The 24,119-nt window shown below is 38.9% G+C and carries 21 protein-coding genes; 16 read left to right on the top strand and 5 right to left on the bottom strand.

Translation table 11 applies throughout. From position 1 onward, the window contains the following. The first annotated feature begins 51 nt into the window (after positions 1 to 51). From rimO to KHM83_RS14990, 9 genes are all read left to right on the top strand, one after another. The gene (gene rimO / locus KHM83_RS15030) at positions 52 to 1,392 is read left to right on the top strand and encodes a 30S ribosomal protein S12 methylthiotransferase RimO (protein ID WP_213237856.1); all 1,341 of its coding nucleotides are present in this window, start codon (positions 52 to 54) and stop codon (positions 1,390 to 1,392) included. Continuing rightward, positions 1,376 to 1,900, top strand: a complete 525-nt coding sequence (pgsA, locus tag KHM83_RS15025; protein ID WP_213237855.1) for a CDP-diacylglycerol--glycerol-3-phosphate 3-phosphatidyltransferase — start codon at positions 1,376 to 1,378, stop codon at positions 1,898 to 1,900. The genes rimO and pgsA overlap by 17 nt, the downstream gene beginning before the upstream one ends. Positions 1,901 to 2,047: 147 nt before the next feature. Then, complete coding sequence (locus KHM83_RS15020; protein WP_213237854.1) at positions 2,048 to 3,289, top strand: competence/damage-inducible protein A; 1,242 nt, start codon at positions 2,048 to 2,050, stop codon at positions 3,287 to 3,289. A gap of 278 nt (positions 3,290 to 3,567) precedes the next feature. Then, a complete protein-coding gene (gene recA / locus KHM83_RS15015; protein ID WP_213237853.1) occupies positions 3,568 to 4,590 on the top strand; it encodes a recombinase RecA in 1,023 nt (340 codons plus the stop codon). 169 nt (positions 4,591 to 4,759) lie between these two features. Further along, positions 4,760 to 6,307, top strand: coding sequence for a ribonuclease Y (gene rny, locus KHM83_RS15010; protein WP_213237888.1), 1,548 nt, complete (start codon positions 4,760 to 4,762; stop codon positions 6,305 to 6,307). A gap of 392 nt (positions 6,308 to 6,699) precedes the next feature. Next, positions 6,700 to 6,960 carry a stage V sporulation protein S gene (locus KHM83_RS15005; protein WP_213237852.1) on the top strand — a complete coding sequence of 87 codons (261 nt, stop codon included), beginning with the start codon at positions 6,700 to 6,702 and terminating at the stop codon, positions 6,958 to 6,960. 449 nt (positions 6,961 to 7,409) lie between these two features. Next, a complete protein-coding gene (gene purB / locus KHM83_RS15000; protein WP_246543137.1) occupies positions 7,410 to 8,837 on the top strand; it encodes an adenylosuccinate lyase in 1,428 nt (475 codons plus the stop codon). A 276-nt stretch (positions 8,838 to 9,113) separates the two neighbouring features. Further along, positions 9,114 to 9,818 (top strand): radical SAM protein, encoded by a 705-nt coding sequence (locus KHM83_RS14995; protein ID WP_213237886.1) that lies wholly within the window; start codon positions 9,114 to 9,116, stop codon positions 9,816 to 9,818. After that, complete coding sequence (locus tag KHM83_RS14990) at positions 9,808 to 10,329, top strand: QueT transporter family protein (RefSeq protein ID WP_213237851.1); 522 nt, start codon at positions 9,808 to 9,810, stop codon at positions 10,327 to 10,329. Before KHM83_RS14995 ends, KHM83_RS14990 begins: the two co-directional genes overlap by 11 nt. A 103-nt stretch (positions 10,330 to 10,432) precedes the next feature. Here KHM83_RS14990 and KHM83_RS14985 read toward each other — a convergent pair whose 3' ends face one another. Further along, positions 10,433 to 11,347 (bottom strand): LysR family transcriptional regulator, encoded by a 915-nt coding sequence (locus KHM83_RS14985; RefSeq protein WP_213237850.1) that lies wholly within the window; start codon positions 11,345 to 11,347, stop codon positions 10,433 to 10,435. Positions 11,348 to 11,711: 364 nt separating this feature from the next. Here KHM83_RS14985 and KHM83_RS14980 point away from each other — a divergent pair, with 364 nt between their 5' ends. From KHM83_RS14980 to KHM83_RS14960, 5 genes are all read left to right on the top strand, one after another. Further along, positions 11,712 to 12,533 carry an alpha/beta fold hydrolase gene (locus tag KHM83_RS14980; RefSeq protein ID WP_213237849.1) on the top strand — a complete coding sequence of 274 codons (822 nt, stop codon included), beginning with the start codon at positions 11,712 to 11,714 and terminating at the stop codon, positions 12,531 to 12,533. A gap of 251 nt (positions 12,534 to 12,784) precedes the next feature. Next, positions 12,785 to 13,150: a hypothetical protein gene (locus KHM83_RS14975; protein ID WP_213237848.1), complete on the top strand. Its 366-nt coding sequence runs from the start codon at positions 12,785 to 12,787 to the stop codon at positions 13,148 to 13,150. A 51-nt stretch (positions 13,151 to 13,201) separates the two neighbouring features. After that, a complete protein-coding gene (locus KHM83_RS14970) occupies positions 13,202 to 14,134 on the top strand; it encodes a phosphotransferase enzyme family protein (RefSeq protein WP_246543139.1) in 933 nt (310 codons plus the stop codon). A gap of 124 nt (positions 14,135 to 14,258) precedes the next feature. Next, positions 14,259 to 15,035, top strand: a complete 777-nt coding sequence (locus KHM83_RS14965; protein ID WP_213237846.1) for a hypothetical protein — start codon at positions 14,259 to 14,261, stop codon at positions 15,033 to 15,035. Between the two features lie 378 nt (positions 15,036 to 15,413). Further along, positions 15,414 to 16,598 (top strand): tyrosine-type recombinase/integrase, encoded by a 1,185-nt coding sequence (locus KHM83_RS14960; protein WP_213237845.1) that lies wholly within the window; start codon positions 15,414 to 15,416, stop codon positions 16,596 to 16,598. Between the two features lie 339 nt (positions 16,599 to 16,937). Here KHM83_RS14960 and alr read toward each other — a convergent pair whose 3' ends face one another. Beyond that, entirely contained in the window at positions 16,938 to 18,110 is a 1,173-nt protein-coding gene (alr, locus tag KHM83_RS14955) for an alanine racemase (RefSeq protein ID WP_213237844.1), read from the bottom strand. A gap of 80 nt (positions 18,111 to 18,190) precedes the next feature. Then, positions 18,191 to 19,342, bottom strand: a complete 1,152-nt coding sequence (locus KHM83_RS14950) for a M20 family metallopeptidase (RefSeq protein WP_213237843.1) — start codon at positions 19,340 to 19,342, stop codon at positions 18,191 to 18,193. A gap of 246 nt (positions 19,343 to 19,588) precedes the next feature. On the opposite strand from KHM83_RS14950, the gene KHM83_RS14945 reads away from it, so the two are divergent. Together KHM83_RS14945 and KHM83_RS14940 are read left to right on the top strand one after the other, a co-directional pair. Further along, a complete protein-coding gene (locus KHM83_RS14945) occupies positions 19,589 to 20,992 on the top strand; it encodes a YfcC family protein (RefSeq protein WP_213237842.1) in 1,404 nt (467 codons plus the stop codon). Between the two features lie 187 nt (positions 20,993 to 21,179). Then, positions 21,180 to 22,502 carry a GGDEF domain-containing protein gene (locus KHM83_RS14940; RefSeq protein WP_213237841.1) on the top strand — a complete coding sequence of 441 codons (1,323 nt, stop codon included), beginning with the start codon at positions 21,180 to 21,182 and terminating at the stop codon, positions 22,500 to 22,502. A 57-nt stretch (positions 22,503 to 22,559) separates the two neighbouring features. On the opposite strand, the gene KHM83_RS14935 is transcribed toward KHM83_RS14940, so the two are convergent. After that, complete coding sequence (locus KHM83_RS14935) at positions 22,560 to 22,868, bottom strand: hypothetical protein (protein WP_213237840.1); 309 nt, start codon at positions 22,866 to 22,868, stop codon at positions 22,560 to 22,562. 794 nt (positions 22,869 to 23,662) lie between these two features. Continuing rightward, positions 23,663 to 23,971, bottom strand: a complete 309-nt coding sequence (locus tag KHM83_RS14930; RefSeq protein WP_343213163.1) for a GNAT family N-acetyltransferase — start codon at positions 23,969 to 23,971, stop codon at positions 23,663 to 23,665. Positions 23,972 to 24,119 lie beyond the last annotated feature (148 nt).

Raw genomic sequence — 24,119 nt, 5'->3', positions numbered from 1 at the left:
TGTTGAAACAGACCTATTTGCATGAAATGATCAATAAAGAAAGAGGCATAAATGAAAAAGATTTATATAGAGACGCTGGGGTGTTCCAAGAATCAAGTAGACACAGAAACCATGCTGGGCATTTTAGACGATGCTTATCTTTTGGCAGAGACACCGGAAGAGGCGGAGATCATCATTGTGAATACTTGCTCGTTTATACACGATGCACAAGATGAATCGGTGGAAACGATCTTGGCATTTGCATCTTTAAAAACCGCTGGCATCTGTGAAAAACTCATTGTCACCGGTTGTTTGTCGCAGCGGTTTCCCGAGGCATTGCTCTCTGAGATACCGGCAGTTGATGCAATTGTTGGCACGGGCAACTTTTACAAGATTTTAGAGGTGGTCAAAGCGCTTGAGGACGGCACGGATCAACGTGTGTTTATTGAAAGCGTCGATTTGACGATCCCTGAGAACTTGCCCCGAATTCTGACCTCTCCGTCTCACTATGCCTATATTAAAATTGCAGAAGGTTGCGACAACCGATGTACCTATTGCATTATTCCGCAGCTTCGCGGTAAATACCGTTCTCGCGAAATAGCAGATATCGTCAGTGAAGTTGAAGATTTTGTCAGTTATGGTGTACGTGAGATTATATTGATTGCACAAGATACGAGCCGTTACGGCGTCGATTTATACGGCGAATCGAAACTTGATGAACTGCTGACAAAATTAAATGCAATTGAATCATTAAAATGGATAAGGGTGCAGTATTCCTATCCGGATATATTGGATGATCGATTACTCGAGGGCTTCTTCAAGAACGAAAAAGTCGTCAATTACTTTGATATACCGATTCAACACGCCAGCAATGCGGTACTAAAGCGCATGAATCGCCGCACATCGCTTGAAGCGTTGATGACGCTTATTGAAAAAATTAGAGGACGAGATGAAAATGCTGTGATTCGTACGACGATTATCGTCGGTTTTCCAGGAGAAACAGAGGAAGACTTTAAGACGCTGCTGGACTTCGTCTCCGCGACAAAATTCGATCGTCTTGGCGCGTTTACGTATTCCAATGAGGAGGGCACCGCTGCATATCGTTTGCCGGATCAAGTGGATGAGGCAGTTAAAGAAGATCGAAAAGACAGGCTGATGGCGAAGCAGATGGTCATATCTGAACAGTTAAGTTTATCAAAAATAGGTAAAACTTTTGAAGTTGTGGTTGAAGAAATTGCAGAAGAAGGTAAGATATTAGTAGGGAGAAGTGCATATGATTCTCCTGAGATCGATGGCGTCGTCTATATTCATACAACATTGCCGCTTGCCATGGGCAGTTTTGTAAAGGTCTATATCACAGATGCCTTAGAATACGATTTAATAGGAGTGATCGCTGATGAACATTGCCAATAAACTGACGCTGTTACGCGTTATCATGATTCCATTCTTTATGTACTTTTTGCTGAAATCCCAGCTGACCATTGCACTCGTGCTGTTCTGCATTGCGTCTTTTACAGATTTTTTAGATGGGTATTTGGCACGCAGCATGAACCTCATTACGAATTTTGGGAAATTTATGGATCCGCTTGCGGATAAGCTTTTAGTCACGTCGGCACTTTTGGGATTTGTCGAACTCGGCAGTTTGAGTTCGTGGATCGTTATGATTATCATTGCAAGGGAGTTTATCGTCAGTATTTTTAGGGCGATTGCCGCATCAGAGGGCATTGTAATTGCTGCTAGCTGGTGGGGAAAAAGCAAGACGATTTCTCAAATGATCATGATTATTATCATGCTCCTCAACAACTATCCTTTTTCATTGATTGGATTGCCGATGGATCAAATATTTATTTGGATTGCAACGGCGCTAACGATTATTTCAGGAGCAGATTACATTATTAAAAACAAACAAGTCCTTAAGTAAACGCGGCGGTTAACATAAAATATTTATGTTAACCGTTTTTGACAACAGCGCCGATTTGTCAAATGATTTCTAATGATATTAAAGAAATTGCATCATTTAACAATACGCCATTTGACGATATTTTTTTGAAAAACTAGGAGGCAGTATATGATTGCAGGCATTTTAGCCGTCGGCACAGAATTGCTCATGGGGCAAACCGTTAATACAAATGCGACTTTTTTAAGTGAGCAATTAAACCATATGGGCATTAGCGTCTATTATCATATGACCGTAGGTGATAACCGCGAACGTATGAAGGTGCTTTTAAATCAGCTATTGAATGAGTGCGATATCGTTTTTACCACAGGCGGCCTTGGGCCGACGCAGGATGATATAACAAAAGAAGTGGTCGCCGAGGCGCTTGGTCTCGAAATGATTTATGATGAACGCAGTATGCAGCGTATTCGGGAACGTTTCAAACTCTATAATCGCAAGATGACTGACAGTAATGTTCGACAAGCTTATTTTCCAAAAGGAGCGATCATTTTAGACAATGACGAGGGAACCGCACCGGCGTGTATTGTCGAGGTGCCGTCTCGCGATAAAATCGTCTATGTGCTGCCGGGGCCGCCGCGAGAAATGAAGCACATTTTTAACCGTCATATGATCAATGATCTTTTAACAAGAAATCAAATGAAAATGCACTCTGCCTACCTAAGTGTTTACGACTTAGGTGAATCTTCGACTGAAGATCGATTATTAGACCTCATAGACCGTCAAACGGATCCGACGATAGCAACTTATGCGGGTGAGGGCAAGGTGCTGGTACGTGTTACTTCCTTTAATAAAGATGAGACCTACGCTCAAAAAGCCGTTCGCGATATGGTTGAAACCATCAAAGAGAGAATCGGTGAATTCATCGTTTCTGAAAGCGGTGAAGATATCAATGATGTGATTGTCAATCGCATGCGTGCATTAAATCAAACGATTGCCTTTGCAGAATCGTGTACCGGCGGTAAACTTGCAGATGCGTTGATAAAAGTGCCGGGGGCCTCAAATGTTGTCAACCGCGGTTATGTTACCTACAGCAACGAAGCGAAAATAGAAGACTTAAAAGTCTCAGAAGAAACATTAAAACGCTTTGGTGCCGTTAGTCATGAAACGTGCCTGGAAATGGTCAAAGGGCTTAAAGAGCGTACCGATGCCGATCTCTGTGTTTCAATTACGGGGATTGCAGGGCCGGATGGCGGCACGGATGAAAAACCAGTCGGCCTTGTCTATATTGGTATTAGTTACAATGGGCAAACTTACACACTGGAAAATAGATTTAGAGGCAATCGCAGTATGATCCGCCAACGTGCCATGAACACGACGTTAAAATTAATTTATGATCTTGTGAAGGAAGCATAAAGTGAGGTACTAGAAGGGATTAAATTTCCATTTCTGACAAATGGTTTACGTAATATAATTATGTAAACCATTTGCTGTTAAAGATGCTCCATACTTGAATGATTCATGGTTTGGTGCATTTTTTACGGCAGTGGCATAATGACGGTTGGTCCAAAAATAAAATGTAAAAATATAACAATTATTTGTGAAATTGCTTTGCATCCTATGCAAGTTATGTTATAATAAAACAGAACAAACGTTCTAATGCGTCTGTTCAAATACAATGAGGCGGTGAAGAGATGAGTGATAAGCAAAAAGCACTTGACAGTGTTCTTGGACAAATAGAAAAGCAATTTGGTAAGGGTTCTATTATGAAGTTGGGGGATGAGTCTGCAAAGATTAACATTGAAAGTATTCCGACGGGTTCACTGGATTTAGATATTGCACTAGGTGTTGGCGGCATTCCCAAAGGCCGTATTGTCGAAATTTACGGTCCTGAATCTTCCGGTAAGACGACGGTAACACTTCACATGATTGCAGAAGCGCAAAAGTGCGGCGGCGTAGCAGCGTTTATTGATGCTGAACACGCACTGGATCCGTCATATGCGAAAAAAATTGGCGTTGATATTGATGAACTGATTGTCTCTCAGCCGGATACCGGGGAACAAGCGCTGGAAATTGTCGATGCATTGGTACGAAGTGGTGCCATTGATATCGTTGTTGTCGACTCAGTTGCAGCATTGGTGCCAAAGGCAGAAATTTCTGGAGAAATGGGCGACTCACACATGGGACTTCAGGCTCGCCTGATGTCACAGGCGCTTCGAAAACTAACGGGGATTATTAATAAATCACAGTGTACAGTTATCTTTATCAACCAGCTTCGAATGAAAATCGGTGTTATGTTTGGTAATCCTGAAACGACGACAGGTGGTAATGCCTTAAAATTTTATGCCTCTGTCCGCTTAGATGTTCGCAGAATTGATTCTATTAAGAAAGATGCTGAAATTATTGGCAACAGAACACGCGTGAAAGTGGTAAAAAATAAAGTAGCGCCACCGTTTAAACAAGCAGAATTTGACATTATGTATGGCGAAGGCATTTCAAAAAACGGCAGTATCCTAGATGCGGCAACCAATGCAGAGATCGTTAAAAAATCCGGATCGTGGTACAGCTATGAAGGTAATAAGATCGGACAGGGACGTGAAAATGCAAAAGAATACCTTTCACAAAATCCAGATATCTGCAAAGAGATCGACGCAGCAGTGAGAACATTTTACGGTTTATCGGGCGACGGTCAAAAACAAGAAACGGAAAATGCATAAGAAATTCGTGAAACTCAGTGAAATAGACGTCATCGTGTGTGTCGTATCTTGACAGTTACTCAAAAAAATTATAAAATTATCCTATAAGTGTATCGATAATATATGCTTTGTATTATTCATAAGAGACCAGTTTTACTGGTCTTATCATTTACGCAAGGAGGTGAACGATATAAACGTACCAGTCATAATAGCGATAGCGATTGGCGTTGCTTTTTCTGCGGTTGGCTTTGGCATTGGGTATGTCTTCCGTAAGAGTACAGCAGAGAAGGAAATTCTCAGTGCTGAATTCAAAGCGAAGGAGATCATAGCTGAGGCAAGTAAGTCAGCGGAATCCGTTAAAAAAGAAAAGATTCTCGAAGCGAAAGAAGAAGCATTGCAAATTCGCAAAGAGATTGATAAAGAAACAAAGGATCGACGCGTAGAAATTCAAAAACTGGAACGTAGAAATCTTCAAAAAGAAGAATTGTTGGATAAAAAATCAGCAAACTTGGAATCCAAGGAAGACAAATTAAATCATAAGATTAAGCTTGTTGAAAATAAGCAAACTGAAATTGAAGAACTATACGGTAAGCAAGTTAGTGAATTAGAGCGTATATCAGGTCTAACAGTTGACGAAGCGAAAGCTCAATTATTGGCAGACGTTGAAAAAGAAGTCAAACATGATTCTGTCGTTCTCATTAAAGACATTGAGAGCAAAGCGAAGGAAGAAGCGAACAAGAAGGCAAAGGATATATTAGCCTATGCAATTCAGAAGTGCGCTGCTGACTACGTAGCAGAAAGTACAGTATCTCTGGTTAATTTACCAAATGATGAAATGAAAGGTCGTATTATCGGTCGAGAGGGTCGTAATATTAGAGCGCTCGAGACATTAACAGGTGTCGATCTCATCATTGATGATACACCAGAAGCAGTTATTTTGTCCTCATTTGATCCAATTCGAAGAGAAATTGCAAGATTAGCACTTGAAAAATTGATTATCGATGGTAGAATTCATCCGGCTCGTATTGAAGAAATGGTTGAAAAATCTCGTAAAGAAGTCGATCAGATCATTAAGACAGAGGGCGAAAATGCAACCTTTGATGTTGGTATTCACAATTTACATCCAGAACTCATCAAGCTTTTGGGCCGATTAAGATTCAGAACGAGTTATGGACAAAATGTTTTAAAACATGCTATAGAAGTGGCACATTTGGCCGGGTTGATGGCATCTGAATTGGGTGCTGATGTGAAAGTGGCTAAACGAGCGGGGTTATTACATGATATCGGCAAAGCCGTTGACCATGATCTCGAGGGGACGCATATCGAACTTGGTATGCAAATTTTAAGAAAGTATCGTGAGTCAAAAACCGTTATTCATGCAATGAGCACACATCACGGCGATTATGAACCTGAAAGTATTGAAGCAATTCTTGTTACTGCAGCAGACGCGTTGTCCGCAGCAAGACCAGGTGCAAGACGCGAAACCTTAGACACATATATTAAGAGGTTGGAAGCACTTGAAAGTATTGCGAATGGCTATGAGGGTGTAGAGAAATCGTTTGCGATTCAAGCAGGGAGAGAAGTTAGGGTTGTTGTCTTACCTGAAAAAGTTGATGATGATAGTATGTTCTTGTTAGCAAGAGAAATAAGCAAGAAAATTGAAGCAGATCTCGATTACCCTGGACAAATCAAGGTGCATATCATCCGAGAATCCAGAGTTACAGATTATGCTAAATAATGTTATAGAATAAAACAATCATGGATGCAAGAAGAATTCAGAAATGGATTCTTCTTTTTAATTTTACGGAAAGTTTTTAAAACGATGCTGCTACCATTAAAAGGTATCGTTTGCGCTCTCGGGAGCTTGGCGGTTTATTTTCACGCTATTTAAAGATGCAATAGAGCCTTTTATGATTAATGTTTATAAAAAAAAACCTAGGGTATCTATGTTACATAATCTACATTGGTGTGTGAAGGAGAGGACATCATAATAATACTAAAATGCAGCTGATCCGTCATGCGGCAATTCGTAAGACACCTGCTTCTGGATAGAAAAGTGGCAAGGGGAAGAACTGCAATAGAACTTATGGTAAAAGGAACAGTAAGAGATAATGAAGGAGGCATGTAGAGATGGAAGTATTAAAAGTTTCGTCAAAATCTAATCCAAATTCCGTTGCTGGAGCACTTGCCGGCGTCATTCGCGAACATGGCAGTGCAGAGATTCAAGCAGTAGGGGCAGGTGCAATTAACCAGGCGATTAAGGCAATTGCAATAGCAAGAGGCTTTGTTTCACCGTCGGGCATTGATTTAGTCTGTGTACCGGCTTTTGCCGATATTATCATTGATGGCGAAGAACGGACTGCGATTAAGCTAATCATTCAACCAAGATAATAATCTAATAGACTGTAATCCATGGCTAAAAGATAATGATTAGAATTTTAGAGATAATGATTAACAATTGGATGACAGTGATTAACATCTGAATGATTTTTTCTCTAAGTTTAAATGAATGAGATTTGTGATATAATCGTTAAAACGTGATACCAAGTAGAGGGCTGGCATAATCAGCCCCTTTATTTTTTTGTATCAAATTATTACGATGCATTGTTCGAATTTATAACGCATTTATAACGCATTTATAACGCATTGTACGAATCGATTACCATCAAGTTAGTTGGAACGCAAGTTAGTCGAAACGTTTACTGTCTTTTTTTATGACTGAATAGGTTAACATTGTTGAACTTAAAAACAATATATATTATAATAGTTTTGGCGCTATATTATCTTTAATTAATGAAATAAATGTTCGTTATAATACGAATAATATGGAGGAATATATCATGGATAATTACCAAAACCCGCTTATTGAGCGTTATGCTAGTCAAGAAATGCTGCATATTTTTTCACCCCAGAAAAAATTTTCAACCTGGCGTCAATTATGGATTGCTTTAGCAGAGTCCGAACAAGCGCTGGGTTTAAATATTACTGATGAACAAATTGAAGAGATGAAGGCGAATGTCGACAAGATTGATTTTAAAAGAGCCGCTGAATTTGAAGCAAAGCTTCGCCACGATGTTATGGCTCACGTTCATACTTTTGGTGAACAGTGCCCAAAGGCGATGCCAATTATTCATCTTGGTGCAACCAGCGCCTTTGTAGGGGATAATACGGATATCATCGTCATGAGAGAAGCGCTTTATGTTATTCAGAAGAAGATCGCGATATTAATTGATAAGCTTGCGCATTTTGCTGATACGTATAAAGCACTGCCTACACTTGGATTTACACATTTTCAAGCAGCTCAATTGACTACTGTCGGTAAGCGTGCAACCCTTTGGATACAGGAATTGCTGTTGGATTATGAAGATGTTTCTATTTTAATATCACAACTTAAGCTCAGAGGTACCAAGGGCACAACAGGTACCCAGGCTTCTTATTTAAACCTCTTTGACGGCGATCACCATAAGGTTGAAACACTCGATCAAATGGTGGCGTCAAAGATGGGATTTGAGGCGTCGTTTCCAGTTACCGGTCAGACTTATACGCGGAAAATCGATGCAAAAGCGCTCGGTGTATTAGCCGGAGTCGCTGCATCGCTCCATAAAATGACGAATGATTTGCGGTTGCTTCAAAATTTAAAGGAAATTGAAGAGCCTTTTGAAAAGAGTCAAATTGGATCATCGGCAATGGCTTATAAGCGTAATCCAATGCGCAGTGAACGTATATCATCACTTGCCAAATATGTCATCTCATTGAGCAGCAGTCCACAATTAGTTGCTTCAACGCAATGGTTTGAACGAACGCTGGATGACAGTGCGAATAAACGACTTGCCATTCCTGAAGGGTTTTTGGCTATTGATGCATGCTTAGATATCGCCAATAATGTGACAACGGGCATGGTAGTTTATGAAAAAATGATTGAACGTCATATTATGGCAGAATTGCCGTTTATGATGACAGAGAATATCATTATGGAAGCAGTCAAAAAGGGCGGCGATCGTCAGGCACTTCATGAAGCTATTCGTGTACACTCAATGGATGCTGGTGCAAAAGTTAAAGTAGAGGGCTTGGAAAACGACCTTATTGATCGCATTGTCGATGATCCCATATTCAATCTGACAAAAGATGATCTATCAGAGCTCATGACACCAGTAACCTATATTGGCAGATGCCCTGAACAAGTGGACTATTTTATTGAACATTTTGTTGCACCGGTTCGTGAAAAGCATGCCGATGCATTAAATCAAAAGGTAACGCTGCGCGTATAGCAATATCATTCTCTGCCGTTTTGTAAAAATATCTTTGTTAAGACATCAGACAAGAAAAAAGGTGCTCAAAACGCATGTATGACAAGAAGACAATTGTAACCGCAAAGCGAACGTATGATGTCAGACAGCTGTTTATCATTTTGGATATTACAAGTATAATCAAATATTGAAGTCATTTAATGCTTTACTTTATTGCGTTTTATGGTATAATTTTGTCTGTCTGTATAGTGTTTCCTTGGTACCCACTAAAAAAACAAGGGGTTGATTAATTTGTCAATAGAACGTTATAGTGTTATTGAGATGAAAAACCCCCGTGAAATGCTGCTGTTGAAAAGCAGACCATGTCATTGGGGGCTTTGTTCTTTTTGTGATTACATCAGTGATAATGATGTCAATGTGCAAGAGAACATTCGTATGAACAAAAAGGTTATAAAGCGTGTAACAGGTATACATCGTCAACTGGAAATTATTAATTCGGGCAGTTGCATGGAATTGCCAAATGAAACACTATCAGACATCCAAGCCATCGTAACAGAAAAAGCCATTGAAAAACTGTATTTTGAAGCGCATTATCAGTACAAGCATGAACTGGAAGCGTTTCGAAAGCGTTTTACAGTACCCATTGTCTTTAAAACGGGTATTGAGACATTCGATGATGATTTTCGGAATAAGGTGCTAAAAAAGGGTGTCTATTTTAATGCGCCCAGCGAAGTGGCATCACATTTTGAAAGTATTTGTCTGTTGGTTGGTATTCAAGGGCAGACAAAAGCGATGATTCATCGCGATATTGAGATCCTATTAAAAAATTTTAAGTATGGGTGTATCAATATCTTCCAAAATAATTCAACGCCTATAAAGGCGGATAAAGATTTGATCGAATGGTTTCACAATACGTATGGTGCGCTTGAAAAATTAGCGAATATCGAAATACTTTGGCATAATACTGATTTTGGTGTAGGAGGCAATTCTCATGAAGCGTAACACGCATTTTCTCGTAAAAACAGCGCTGGTTGCAGCGCTCTACGTCGTCATTACTTTTGCATTTTATTTTTTAAGTTATGAAGCGGTTCAGTTTAGAGTATCTGAAGTGATGGTGCTGCTGGCTTTTATTGATCCGCTCTATATTCCCGGTCTGGTACTCGGCTGCTTTATGGCGAACTTAATGGGCCCCTATGGCATTATTGATGCGGTGTTCGGCTCTTTTTCTTCACTTGTCGCATTGTTGATGATTTATAAGACGCGGCAAGTGCTTGGATACAACTTAAAAGGATTAATTGTCGCGAGTTTATGGCCGGCTATTTTTAGCTTTATCATTGCGTTTGAGATTACAGTGGTGTTTGGTGCGCCGGAATCATTTTGGTTCTGGACGGTAATGGTTGCTGTAGGCGAATTCGTCGTCATTACGCTTGCTGGCGTGCCGATTTTCAGCTGGATTATTAAGCAGGATCGTCTGACGCATATGCTTGGATTTAAAGCAGAACATTATAATTGAGATGCGTGAAAAGGGCACTCAATTAACAGAAATCAAAATAAAGCGACGATGCCGTATGGCGTATTGATGCATCGTTGACGAAAGCGCGCATTTTTTTAAATGTTTAAAGAATGCGCGTTTTTGTGTCCTCAGTAAGCGCTGTGGTAATGTGCGCCAGAAAAGCACCGAGTTCACGTGTGATATTGGCATCTTTGCGATAAGATACATAGCAGAAACACTGAGGAGGCGGGTCGATACCGACGATGCGAAGTGCTTTAAAAGCTGGATTGGCTGAGATGTTATCGTAGATCATTGGTCGGTTAAAGATGCAAATACCGTCCTCGGTGCAGGTTCTTTGAAGAAGTAATCCAATTTGAGAACTTTGATAACCGATGCTGGGTGAATACCCGGCTTTTAAGCAGCCTTTCATAATTTGATTGTAAAGAATTTGGCTGTTGGTAATCATATTAAATGTTTGACCTTTTAACTCCTCAAAAGTAACACTTTCACGATCATAATACGCATTTTTTTCGCCGATTGCGATGGCGACGTCATCTTGAAAACCCGAATAGACATCAATGCCTGGTGATGGCATAATCGCTTCGGTCATGGTGACGTCAATTTCACCATTGAGTATTTTCTGTGCTAGGATGTTCTGAGATGCTTCAACGACATTGACGACGATTTCTGGAAATGCTTCTTTAAATGCGTATAGGAACATCGTGGTGAAAGGTGTGCAGTAATAAGGGGTAAAGCCAAAATTGACAAAGGCATGGTTTGTCTGGATCGACTTGACTGATTTTTCAAACTGGTGATAAGCTTCAAGAACGGGATCAATCATTTTAATAAGTGCTTCACCTTGAAGCGTTAATACATTTTTGACCCCGGATTTTTGGAAGAGCTTAATACCTAGATTTGCTTCAATTCTTTTGACGGCCTTGCTGAGTGCGGGTTGAGAGATATATAGGTTTTCTGCTGCCTTGGTAAAATGACCGGTTAATTGAATTTCCTTAATATATTTCATCTCGCGGATATCCATGGTGATAACCTCCCTTATAGTTTCTATGGTGTGATGCAGCTGTCAATGCTCATGTACCGAGTGCTTTCGCATCAATTTTTCGCGAACATGCACGACCGGTGACCGGCGTGGCAGCACATGCTTTTATGATTGTCATATATTCTTATTATAGTAGGCATTAATCCATAACTCAAGGTTATCAATCGCAAGTATAATAGATATTAGTATTCGTGCAGCTTCTGATATATGATAAAGATAAAGGAAGCATCATGTGTGTGATGGCAACGGTTAATTGACTCACATATAATCCGGATCATGATATTTCCTATTCAACGAACGCAATAGGCGACATGAAAAGCTTGATTGAATGGAAAGGAGATGTATCATGGCATATTTTGCAACGGAAGATTTTACGAAACTTTATTATGAGGTCGTAGGAGCAGGTGACCCTTTGGTGTTTATCCATGGTTGGTCTTGTTCAACAAAGACTTTTGCACCAGTTGTTAAAGAACTGAGAAAACAATATCAATGTATTAGTTATGATCATAGAGGACATGGCGCTTCATCTGCACCAAAAGGCGGTTTTACGATTGATCAATTGGGGAGAGATCTTAATGCGCTGCTGGATTACTTGGGGCTTGAGAAAGTCGTACTCATTGGACACTCAATGGGTGCTGCAACCATTTACAGCTATGTGAAACAATTTGGTTGTGATCGACTTAAAAAGGTCGTGTTGATGGACATGAGTCCAAAACTTGTTAATGAAGGTGATTGGGATGCCGGTTTGCTGTGTGGTGCTTATAAAATGAGTGATTATTTAAGCGACATGGAACTGATGAGCATGTCCCTAAGTGATTTCATGTGGCGTTTCTGGAAGCTTGTATTGCCTGATTTTGGCGCACTGCCGGAAGAATTGAAAGAACTGGTTGCACCGGGCTTAGTGGGCGTGAATGACCATCAGGCATTGATTTGTTTCTGGAATTCCATGATGTACAATGATTATCGCGAGGATATTAAGGCGATTACTGTACCTGTTTCATATTTCTTGCCTGATAATCCGCTTTATTCGATTAAGACAGCTGAATTCATCAAGGCCAATGCTTCGGCACCAGTTGAAATTGTAACGTTTGAAAATAGTACACACATGATACAGGAAGAACATGTTGAAAAGACGATTGCTGAGATTGATCGTTTTGTTAAAATGTAATACATGCGTATGATGCTATGCGTTTCGTGAGATTGGTGTCTGGCTCATATCGCGACATAAAGATACAATAGAATGCGAAATGTTTGAAATGCGCAATGTTTGATTCGTAATATAGGACAAAATGCTGAATAGCTTTCGTACGAATGGCTCAATTGTTAGAGGCTGATGGCGCGTTGATTATTGAAGGTCATTTTGGGTATAATAAAATTAGGGGATCTTTACTTTGGGGAATAAAAAAGTAGGAGACGCTTATGGAAAGATTGAAATGGGAAACTGGAAAGGGCTACAATGTCCTAAAAGTCGATTTTTCCAACCTTGACCAAGATGCTTTGATGGATGCTTTCGATGCGACACATCATGAAATTGTAAATAGTGGCGAAGATAACATCGTTGTCATCACGAATATTGAAAATGTGATGTTTGATCGTAAGGTTACGCGCCTCTTTGAAGCGATGTCGACGAAACATAAGCCATTCATTTCATTATCTGCCTTTTACCGTGCAAATTTATTGCAAAAAATGGCGATTGAAGCAATTGGAAAGCTCACGGAAAGAGAATTTCATATTTTCAGATCTGAAGATGAGCTCAAGGTTTGGATGGATGAAAAACTAAATTAAAATACCCTTTAACGGGTATTTTTTTTGCAATCGAAGGAGAACTGCACATTGATGAAAGCACTGGAATCCGTTATTCAAAATGCATATCATTTAGAAGGTGTGATGTTTGAATGTTTAAAATGCGAAGAGGGGTATAATGAAGTTTACAGTATGACGACGGCAACAGGTGATTCATATATTGTAAAAATTCATCATGATCATTTTGTCGATGCTAATCGCCTTTGGCAACAGCAGCTCTTTAAAGAATTCTTAGAGGCAAAAGGTATTCAGACGATGCCGTATCGATTGACAATAGAGGGTGAACCCTTTTGCATGTTGGCGGGGTATCCATTGACGATTGAAGCGAAATGCAGTATGTTTAGAAAGACGGCATTTTCTGATTTGAAACTGCATGGAATCGGAGTGATGCTCGGCAATATCCATAAATGGTCTGAAGCTTTTGAGTGCCAGATGAAGAGTGGTTCTCAGTGGCGAATATTTGGCAGCAATCTTACGAATACGCTGTATGATTACGATGCAGTGTCCAGAAAAATTGAACGTTTGACAGAACGGTTGCCGGAACATCTCAATCGCTACCATGCTGTACGGAATAAACTTAGAGGCATTTGGGCACTTTTGCCTGAAGGGATTGTCCACGGTGACTTTGGGCAATACAATTTAGCATTTGATGCTGAGGAAAACGTAGTCGGCATTGTTGATTTTAACTTAATGGGACGTGAAAAGTACGTCAATGAATTGGTACAAACAGCAATTCTCAATACGTATATTGTCAATGGTAAGCCATTTCAATGGGAAAGCGGTTTTGCTTATTTGAATGATTTTATCAGTGCTTATGAACAAGTGCGCCCATTAAACGAGATTGAAAAAGACGCAATTGCACTCATTTTTAGATTGAGCTTCTTGGCTTATTTTGGTGAAAAAATGCCGGATGTCATTATTGCCAATTTGCTTGACGGCGTTTACGATTCGGCCGTTTTGATTTGATTTTCAGATACTTTTTTTAAATACAATAATAATTAGGTACAATAATTAAGTAAATAATTAGGTACAATAATTATGAAGTATTAATCAATTAGTTGATATAGGTAGGATATAGGAGGGGATAGCCTTGAAAAAAGAGCATATTGTAATGATCGGGCTCATCATCATTATAATCGGTACAATTTGGTATGGCAGTTTTTCGTCTAGTCGTTTAACAACAGAAAATCAGCAGCTGTTATCTCAATTAACGGCGTTGAAATCACAAATAGATGCGATTCAATCAACACAGCAAGCTGAAAACCAGCAGTTGAAGTTGTATGAAGCCATTGCAGAAGCGCAGAGTGACAAAGTGACTCATTATCAAACCATTCTTGCAGATCAAATGGCGATTATGGCAGCAGAAGGCATCGATAGCGGCAAATACATTCACTTGTATGCTTTTGATGATATGTGGAACCCTCAAATGCTTTACTTTATAAATAACGAAACGCTGTTAAATGCATCTGGGATGTCAGACATAACGGCAAATGATGCCGAAAATATGTTGAATGATGTCATACAACGTATGAGTGCTGAAATATTTGACTATTTACCAATTCAATTGGAAAAACTGGAAAGCGATTCTGAAACAGATGGTTACTGTGCTTATATAAATTTAGAAGAATTGCCAAACGCGGAAAACGATGATCAATACCGCGGCTGGCTTAATCGATATTTCCAAGGATCATCTGGTGGCGGTTCAACTGAACGTACACTTATATATAATGTATTACAGCCTGATCTCAATTGGTGGCCAGTGACGAGTGCTGTATTTACATATCAACATGAGACAATCTATTACGACCATGTACCGGAACTGACGGAGATTGTTAGGCGTGATGATTTGGTAATGATTAAAGAATAATTTGTGATTTATGATTTATAATGATGAAAAAGCATTTTACATCTTTGAAATGTGAAACGAAATGTTGAGCGTATAAAGGATGTTGAAATGCTTTTTTGTGTTGAGCTAAGGGTGGTTTGTAGGTTCATGATTTTCATTTAATAATTAACGGTTTACAAAGCGATTAAAATCAAGTATACTAAAGAAAAGCTATCAACTATTCCCTAAATATACATTTAAAGAATAGTTGCGTTGGCGTTACGACCATACTCGATCCGGCTTTTATATAGCTATCCATTGCTACTTAATGCCCAAGTCATTGTCGTTGCAATGCACTTGATTAATTATTTCTTTTTATTTCCTAGCAATTATTCAAATTATTTTATTGGAGGTTCTCGAATGGCACGTAAGAAAATTGTTTCAGACACGGCTGCAAAAAATAAAAAGCCTATTCAGAAACTATATAATAAATCAGATGTGCCGGATAATATTTTGATTAAGCGCAATGAAACGCTCAATCAATGTATGGCCATTGAAAAGCGATTGCCCTACTTTCTCACCGATTATTTTCTGTATTTGAAGAATGCCATTGCGATTAACAGTCGTTTGGCATACCTCAGTGATCTACAGTTTTTTTGCCAATATCTCATTGAACACCATCCAAAATTTGAACATTATGAAGAGATGGCTCAGATTGAGGCAGACGCGTTTTATCAGCTGACAGCCAAGGATATTAATATTTTCTTGGGTGATTATTGTACGCGTTATATAGTCGAGACAGAAAATGCCGATTATATTATCGAAAACAATACGCGGGCGCTGGCAAGGAAACGTTCCTCACTAAGCGTGCTCTTTAAATTTCTCTATCGCAACGAGCTGTTAACAACCAATATTACCGAAGGTTTTAATCCGATAAAAATGCCTAAGCCACAGCCTGATGCGATTAAACGACTTGAGATTGAAGAAGTTGCCATGATGCTGAAAGCTGTCGAAACCGGTGAAAAGCTCACCGATAAGGAAAAACAGTACTGGGAGAAGACAAAACGCCGTGATAAGGCGATTTTAATTCTCTTTACGACCTATGGTCTACGCGTGAGTGAGCTTCAGCAGCTGAATATCAGTTCTTTTAATTATGCCAGAGGTGAATTCAGGATTTTTAGAAAACGCGGCAAAGAAACGACGATGCCGTTAAATCAGTCAGCTATCAAAGTGATTGATGAGTATATACATCTGGAGCGTTCAGCACCTCAAAATAATGATGATGCCCTGTTTTTATCGCTCCAAGGCAAACGTATGACGGTACGCGCGATACGCGATCTCGTTAAAAAATACACATCCATTGCTATGCAGGTGCCGCGAGATAAGGGATACAGTCCGCATAAACTGCGTGCCACCGCTGCGTCTTCGCTGATTCAGTACGGGTTTTCAATCTATGATGTACAGAACCTGCTGGATCATGAAAATGTGACGACGACGCAGCTCTATTCGGCTCATCGCCGCAATGCAAAACGTGATGTTATCAATCAGTATGAACTCTTGGATGAGTTTAACGACGAAAATAACAGTGAAGAAGATGATCGCTAAATTAATTAAATGATTAAGTTATTCTCAAATTTATTTGAAATTGATCCTAAATTGATCCTAAACTAATCACAAATGTATTTAAAATTGAAGTTTATAAAAATTGAAGCTCAAAATTGAAGCATAAAATTGAAATTTAAAATTGAAGCCTAAATTGAAGTTAAAAAAGACCTTTAAAAAGTTAGCATTTTCTGTAACTTTTTTAGGTCTTTTTCCATTTTCTACTCTTTAGATTGTCCTTTATTCTATTGCTATCTTATCAATTGGTAATCATTTTAAAATATGCTTTAAGGCATCTAAAGCCAATCATTTGCTGTATTGAGCTGTACTGATTTGTATTAATTAAAGCAAATAATTCAGTGCATCGACGACTTCGCCGTCTTTGATATAAAGTCTGGGAATGCGTCGGTTGATTCCACAGATGATCTCATGATTAATCGTCCCCAGTGTCACCGCGAGTTCGTCAATTGCAATAAAACTTTCACCTTGCTGACCAAATAAGACGACTTCTTCATCGACGTGGACATCATCAATGTCTGTCACGTCAATCATGCATTGATCCATGCAAATTCGCCCGACAATGGGTGCTTTCATCCCTTTTACTAATACGCTCCCCTTATTTGAAAGTCCTCTTGGGTAGCCGTCAGCATAACCGATTGGCAGTGTTGCAATACGGGTTTTGCGGTGTGCAGTAAATGTACGACCGTAGCTGATGCTTTCACCAGGTTCAACTGTTTTAATATGTGCGATTTTAGTTTTAAGCGTCATAACCTGTTCTAAGTAGGTTTCCCTCAACATATCTTTCGTCGGGGTTACACTATAGAGCATGATCCCCGCGCGAACCATATCGAGATGATATTCAGGTAAATCAATGATTGCAGCACTATTGGCACAGTGTTTTATCGGAATTTGAATCCCTTGATCATTTAATTGATGAAAGAATTGTTCGAATAACTTAAATTGTGCGTTTGTATATGATTTATCCGTACTATCTGCAATTGCAAAATGTGTAAAGATCCCTTCGATAATGATATTTGGCAACGCAGCAATGCGCTTAATTGTCTCGATGGTATTTTCACTTGGCTCAAAACCAATTCTGCCCATCCCCGTATCAACTTTTAAATGGATTTTCACTTGCTTTTTTTGGACGACAGCCAGATTGGAAAGCAACTGAGCAGATTCAAAGGAAAAGATCGTTTGCTCGAGATCGTATTGAACCACTTCATCTAATTGTTCAATCGGTGTAAACCCAAGGATTAAAATCGGCACTGAATAACCGGCTTTTCGAAGCTCAATCGCCTCATCGAGAATGGCGACTGCTAAACGATCGGCTCCATGATCTAAAAATATCTTTGCCACCTTTGTTGCGCCATGTCCATAGCCATTTGCTTTGACGACAGCTGTGATGAGCGCACCGGGATGTGTCAAGCGTTTAACTTCTTCTATATTTTTAATTAATTTTGCGATATCGATTTCTGCCCAAGTTTTTCTTAAGTGTATTGTATCCACCATCATACGTCTCTCCTTTTGCATTACGCATGTCTATTGCTTTTGCTGATGATTAACTGCTTATAATACAATGCCTATTGTAGTAACTATAATGCAGTAATGGTACATGCGAGTAATTTTGCGCGTTCATCAAGACTAAATAAGTGAATGTATTCATGTTCACCGTGATTAAGTTCTCCTCTTGCGCCCATAGCACATACGGTAGGTGCACCTGCCATAACAGTCCAGCAGGAATCAGAGCCGCCGCCGACAGTAATCGGTTGTATTTCCGGTTCAATCCCCAACTGTTTGCCTTGATCCTGTACGACTTGAAAAAGCTTCATGGTTTGTTCTGTCTTTTCCATTGGCATAAATCTAACGTGATCGTTTGAAATGCTGGTTGTCGTCCCTTTTACATATTGTTTATCTGCAACGGTTCGCAGTTGATTTAAAGCAATTTCAATTTGTTCAACGGTTGTAACACGGATGTCCAATCGCGCTTTTGCATTGCCTGCGATGGCATTTGGCACCGTGCCGCCTTCAACAACGCCGACGTTGTAAGTGATGCCCGCTTCATAATCCGTTAAAGCGTGCAGATCAACTGTTTTATTCGCTAATTCCAAGACGGCAGACGCACCTTTCTGTGGATCTTTGCCGGCATGTGTCGATTTTCCTTGAATATGAATTTCAGGATAGATGGCACCTTTTCGGCCGACGACGACAGCACCGTCATCTGATCCCGTTTCCATGTTGAAAACAGCATCTTTTCCCTTTGCTTCTTTCATAAATAGTTTTGAAGCTTTGTCGTTATGATGCCCAACTTCTTCGTCGCCGCAAAAGAGTACGGTCAGATTGTGTTCCTGCCAATTGATATCTGAAAGTGCTTGTAGAGCTGATAAAGCGATGACCAATCCGCTTTTCATATCCAATACACCCGGGCCATATGCTTTGTCGTCAATGATTTTAAAAGGACGTTTTTCAGCAGTTCCCTTTGAAAAGACTGTATCCATATGACCAATGATCATTATATTTTTATTGCTCTTCCCTTTTCGTTTTGCCAGGACATGTGTAGACAAACCCGGATCCGTAATATACTCAACATCAAATCCAAATGCGGTTAATTTATCGCCTACGATATGAGCGACTTCATGAATGCCTTCCGGATTATCGTATCCAGAATCAATATTAACGAGTTTTTCTAAGAGTGAAATGGTGTCGTTTGTCCTATGTTCTATGTTTTCAATAATATTTTTTATCATTAACTTGCCTCCATTAATCTGCTTTTGCGATCTCATCATTTTTTTTCAGAATAATATAAATAAACAGGCAATAAAACGGCATTAAAGTGACAATAAATACACCCTGTATTTACTAATTGACAATATATTGTCATATTAATGTCAGATATTTTACATTATCATAATGTTAAATTTAATGTTAAACGTTAAACATTAAAATGCTTATAGCTGAATGGGGGCTATATGGATATCTAAGGAGGATTAGTAATGTCAGTTGAAACTATGAAGAAGAAAAAGCGTTTTAAACTGCCAGGAACGTATGTACTGCTTATTTACATTATTCTAATAGCAGCAGTGCTAACGTACATTTTGCCTGCGGGGACGTATGATACGTATCTGGACGAGGCGACGGGAAAAACACTTGTTACAGCGGGTACTTTCCATTTTATTGAGAGGACACCGGTTAATTTCTTTGATGCAATTATGGCGATTACGGCTGGCTTAACAAAAGGGTCTTCAATTATTTTTTCGGTATTTTTACTCTCTGGGGCTTTCAGTGTAATCAACGCAACTGGTTCTATTGAGGCAGTTGTTGATTCAATGGCAGCAAAGCTACAGGAGCGTGTTCTTTTGCTTATTCCTGTTATTATGGCATTGATGTCTGTTTTAGGCTATCTTGGCATTGTCGTTAACCAGACCATTGTTTTTATACCGATTGGTCTCGTCATTGCCAGAAAATTAAAGCTTGACCCCATTGTCGGTTTGTCGATGATGTACTTGGCAACTTATTCAGGTTTCATAGGATCGGGGATGGATCCTTTTACAGTTGTCGTCGCACAAACCATTGCCGGCGTACCGTTGTTGTCAGGTATCGCCTATCGAACCATTGTCTTTCTTTTGCTTTTAGTGAGTGCAATACTCTATTTAATGCGATATGCAAAGAAAGTTATGAAAGACCCATCACTATCGGCACTTGGGACTGCTGATTATGATTGGGCTGTCGAAATTCACGAAGGCAACAAAACAGAATTTAATTTCAGACATAAAGTTATCTTAGCTCTGATTTTTATCTTCTTAGGCATTTACATCTATGGTGCATTAAACCTTGGTTTTGGTATCGCTCACCTCAACACAATTTTTATCATCTTAGCGATTGTCAGTGGCGTGATTGGCAAAATGTCTCCTGAAGATATGAGTAAAGAATTTGTTGATGGCTGTAAAATGGCTGTATTCTCAGCGATTCTTATTGGATTTGCAACGGCAATTTCAGTCGTATTAACACAAGGTAATGTCATTTACACAATTATCTACTATTGTTCATTGCCGCTTTCGCATATTTCTACGATGTTCTCGGCAGTATTTATGTTTTTCTTTAACCTCATATTCAACCTATTTGTACCGTCAGGCAGTGGACAAGCTGCTGTGGTTATGCCGATCTTAGCACCATTAGGTGATGTCATCGGCTTATCGAAGCAAGTTATTATTTCGGCATACAAATACGGCGATGGTGTATCAAACTTGATTATTCCAACATCTGGTACACTTATGGGCTTTATCGGCCTTGCAAAAGTACCATATGATAAATGGTTAAAATTTATTATGCCATTAATCGGTATATGGGTAGGTATTTCAATGCTTGCAGTTATTATTGGCGTCATCATAGGATTTTAAGTCGCTTTATAGGATTTTAAGACATGTTTTGACAAATTGCAGGATATGAACTATATTATTAATGATTAAGAACACTAAAAATCAATCCGAAATGAGCCTGAATAAGGCTTGTTTCGGATTGATTAAATTTTATAGACTCAAGTTGACATGATAGTATGTGATACATATAAGATTTGGGGGTCAGGATATGAAAGTTGGAATTTTAGGACCAAGAGATATCGTTGAAAATACGCATAAAGTTCTTGAAAGTCAAAAAGAAGAAAATATCGTATTCTTTGATTTAATTTATGAAAATTATAAAGAAACGCTTTCAATTCTCGAAAAAGACCAACTCAATATGGATGCGATTATGTTTGTCGGCAAAATCCCCTATGCCTATGCAATGGACAATATACAACCATTGGTACCTTGGCATTATTGTCCCAGAGAAATAAGTTCACTAATGGGAACGTTTTTAGAACTCACTTTGCGGGATAAGAAAATCATTGAAAACCTAAGCATTGATACCTACTATCAGGACGTTGTTAATGAGGCTATCGAAATCGCTAATTTAAATGATAGTCAGCATTCCATACTCGTTGCCGATCTAAGATTACTTGATGATGATTATGAGGAACAGGTTATCAATTTTCATTTGCAAAATTATTATTTAAATAGCAGAATTTTCTGTATTACAGGTATTACTAACGTTTATAACAAGCTGCGTGATATGGGGATCCCCTGTATACGCAGCAAATTGACAAACAGCGTCATACTATCTGCATTCACACAGTTAAAACTGACGTATTTAATTAAAGAAAATCAAAATAGTCAGATTGTTGCCATCTCAATTGCAATTGATAATTTAAGTTCATATTCTGTTATGGCTCAAGATGAATATGAATTTATTCTCAATAAAATGAAAATCACAGAATTAATCTACTTATTTGCTGCAAAAATTGAAGCGGCAGTTATTGAGATATCCAATAAAGAGTTCTTGGTGTTTACAACGCGAAAGATGCTGGAACTTGAGACCGATCATTTTAATAAGTTTGAACTGATTCAAAAAGTTGAGAAAAAGACTTTTTATACGATCAGTGCCGGTATTGGCTATGGCTCTACTGCAAACAAGGCCAAGTATAATGCGATACACGGTATGAATGTCTCCATTAAAGCAGGCGGTAATGCGGCATATATTGTCTATAGTGAAAAGCATATTCAAAAAATGTCATCTAGCGCACTACCCGCTCCCAGCAATGAAAACATCGATAAAATTCTAGATGAAATTTCTAATGAAACAGGTGTTAGCTCTAAAATTCTTTATAATATTTATAGCAAGTCAAAGAAAAACGGCTTAGATACGTTTACAGTTGCAGAGCTATCCAATAAATGTGCTGTCAATTATCGTACTTTGAGCAGAGTGATTGAGAAGCTAGAGCGACATGGCTACTGCAATATTGTCGGTGAACGAATTGTCAACGATCGTGGGCGTCCGTCGAGGATTTTAAAATTGAATTACTTTAAAAGATAGGTTCTGCTAGATTTTAGTGCTGTTCATAAATAAAAAAAGAGAATCTATCATTCTCTTTTAGCCTGGGTAGTCGGAATCAAAGTATACATTAAAAGGAAAGTATCTCCAATATATGCCAATATTCCTTTGTCTTGCACCGCTTTCATCTTCAAAGTATACCATGTAACAATCGTGAGCATTAGAGTAATCCACCCCAATTAAATCATATTCATTCCCATCTTCTTGTTTACTCATATAGCCTGAAGCAACAACTTCAGCAACTCTTTGAGGTAGAAAATCTGAAAACCATAATAAAACAAACCCAATAACCGCTATTGTAATGACTAATCTAAGAATTCTCCTTCTGGAACTTTTCGTCTTTTCCAAATCCTCACCAACTTTCAATAATAATATTTCACAATATTTCAAAGACTATCAATATTTCCATGTTTAATGACATTAGTTCCACCACAATGCAAACAAGCAACCCCTTTAGAAATGATAGCTTTTCTTTGGTTCATTCAACCTAAAGCTAAAACATTTAATCAGTATGAACCCTTCAATGAGATACAATAATGTTATGATGATTATTTTAGCCGTCTGCATAGATACGCCATTCTTAACGGATATTTGAACTGAATTTTGGGCTAGTGACTATATAAGGCCCTAGTCTCTTTATTGAACATGCCAATTAAGCCGATAACACAAATAATGATATATAGACTGTTTAAATGCAGTGCTAGGATGATGATACCGGCAACCCATGACCAATACTTTTCTTTTTTTAACCCTCGGATGATGACTTGAACCGCTATAAATAATATGAGTGAATAGATCCCGCCGATTAGCAATATTAATTTGGAATAGCCAAGGTATTTTAGAGCAAAAATCGGTAAAAAATTTATGATTGACAATAAGTGCAAGCAGATTATAGATGATTTTATTCCCACGCTGAGTACCTCCTGTTACTGTCTTTGTAAGATACGATTTAGCTTTAATAGATATAATTTAATAGACCCCAAGCATTTTTCGAAGATGTTGAGAATCTTCTAAAACGTTGAATTCTTCGTGCTTATATCGTGTAATAACTGTTTTTTCTGTGAGATAACGATCTTCTTTTGAAGTGATCGTGTTGATTGCCAGTTCGGCTTCGGGATATGTTTGATGACTGTTGTTGTCTTTTAAGCTTTCCAGAGCATATTATAGGAATCGCCTAGATCTTCCGCGATTTCGAAATTGTTTTTTACATAGAGCGGATAAGCGATATTGTTTTTTGTAACGCATAGGCTTATTTTTGAGATGCCATTATCTATTGCAGTCGTTTTAATCGCTTTTAAAAGGCCGCTAGCAATACTTCTTCTCCTGTAAGGCGGTACGACGCCAATCACTAAAATGGGGATATCATCCGCAATATAGCCACGCATTTTGTTATCTTTATACCAGTGGCGAATAAACACAGCGCCTGCTCTTTGACCGTTATGCTCAGCAATGACAGCTAGATCCCCCTTTTGGGTACCTGTTTCTGATTTCTAGTTCTGTCATTGCCTAGCTCATAACTCTTGCCGTAGCTAGCTCGCTTATCTTGCCTCAAAAAATGCGTGTAGTGGCTGCAGTGTTACTGCAGCCCAATAATCATGG

It is taken from the genome of Fusibacter paucivorans (assembly GCF_018390735.1).
GTDB classification, from domain to species: domain Bacteria; phylum Bacillota; class Clostridia; order Peptostreptococcales; family Acidaminobacteraceae; genus Fusibacter; species Fusibacter paucivorans.
Note: the sequence above shows the minus strand (reverse complement) of the source record. Positions and strands in the feature narration are given on the sequence as shown.

What these genes read in the sequence shown, in the direction of transcription:
- KHM83_RS15005 (WP_213237852.1), top strand. Translation starts at nt 6,700, where the DNA reads ATGGAAGTATTAAAAGTTTCGTCAAAATCTAATCCAAATTCCGTTGCT.
- pgsA (WP_213237855.1), top strand. Translation starts at nt 1,376, where the DNA reads ATGAACATTGCCAATAAACTGACGCTGTTACGCGTTATCATGATTCCA.
- KHM83_RS15020 (WP_213237854.1), top strand. Translation starts at nt 2,048, where the DNA reads ATGATTGCAGGCATTTTAGCCGTCGGCACAGAATTGCTCATGGGGCAA.
- purB (WP_246543137.1), top strand. Translation starts at nt 7,410, where the DNA reads ATGGATAATTACCAAAACCCGCTTATTGAGCGTTATGCTAGTCAAGAA.
- KHM83_RS14985 (WP_213237850.1), bottom strand. Translation starts at nt 11,347, where the DNA reads ATGGATATCCGCGAGATGAAATATATTAAGGAAATTCAATTAACCGGT.
- rimO (WP_213237856.1), top strand. Translation starts at nt 52, where the DNA reads ATGAAAAAGATTTATATAGAGACGCTGGGGTGTTCCAAGAATCAAGTA.
- recA (WP_213237853.1), top strand. Translation starts at nt 3,568, where the DNA reads ATGAGTGATAAGCAAAAAGCACTTGACAGTGTTCTTGGACAAATAGAA.
- KHM83_RS14945 (WP_213237842.1), top strand. Translation starts at nt 19,589, where the DNA reads ATGTCAGTTGAAACTATGAAGAAGAAAAAGCGTTTTAAACTGCCAGGA.
- KHM83_RS14970 (WP_246543139.1), top strand. Translation starts at nt 13,202, where the DNA reads ATGAAAGCACTGGAATCCGTTATTCAAAATGCATATCATTTAGAAGGT.
- alr (WP_213237844.1), bottom strand. Translation starts at nt 18,110, where the DNA reads ATGATGGTGGATACAATACACTTAAGAAAAACTTGGGCAGAAATCGAT.
- KHM83_RS14980 (WP_213237849.1), top strand. Translation starts at nt 11,712, where the DNA reads ATGGCATATTTTGCAACGGAAGATTTTACGAAACTTTATTATGAGGTC.
- KHM83_RS14960 (WP_213237845.1), top strand. Translation starts at nt 15,414, where the DNA reads ATGGCACGTAAGAAAATTGTTTCAGACACGGCTGCAAAAAATAAAAAG.
- KHM83_RS14975 (WP_213237848.1), top strand. Translation starts at nt 12,785, where the DNA reads ATGGAAAGATTGAAATGGGAAACTGGAAAGGGCTACAATGTCCTAAAA.
- KHM83_RS14990 (WP_213237851.1), top strand. Translation starts at nt 9,808, where the DNA reads ATGAAGCGTAACACGCATTTTCTCGTAAAAACAGCGCTGGTTGCAGCG.
- KHM83_RS14940 (WP_213237841.1), top strand. Translation starts at nt 21,180, where the DNA reads ATGAAAGTTGGAATTTTAGGACCAAGAGATATCGTTGAAAATACGCAT.
- KHM83_RS14950 (WP_213237843.1), bottom strand. Translation starts at nt 19,342, where the DNA reads ATGATAAAAAATATTATTGAAAACATAGAACATAGGACAAACGACACC.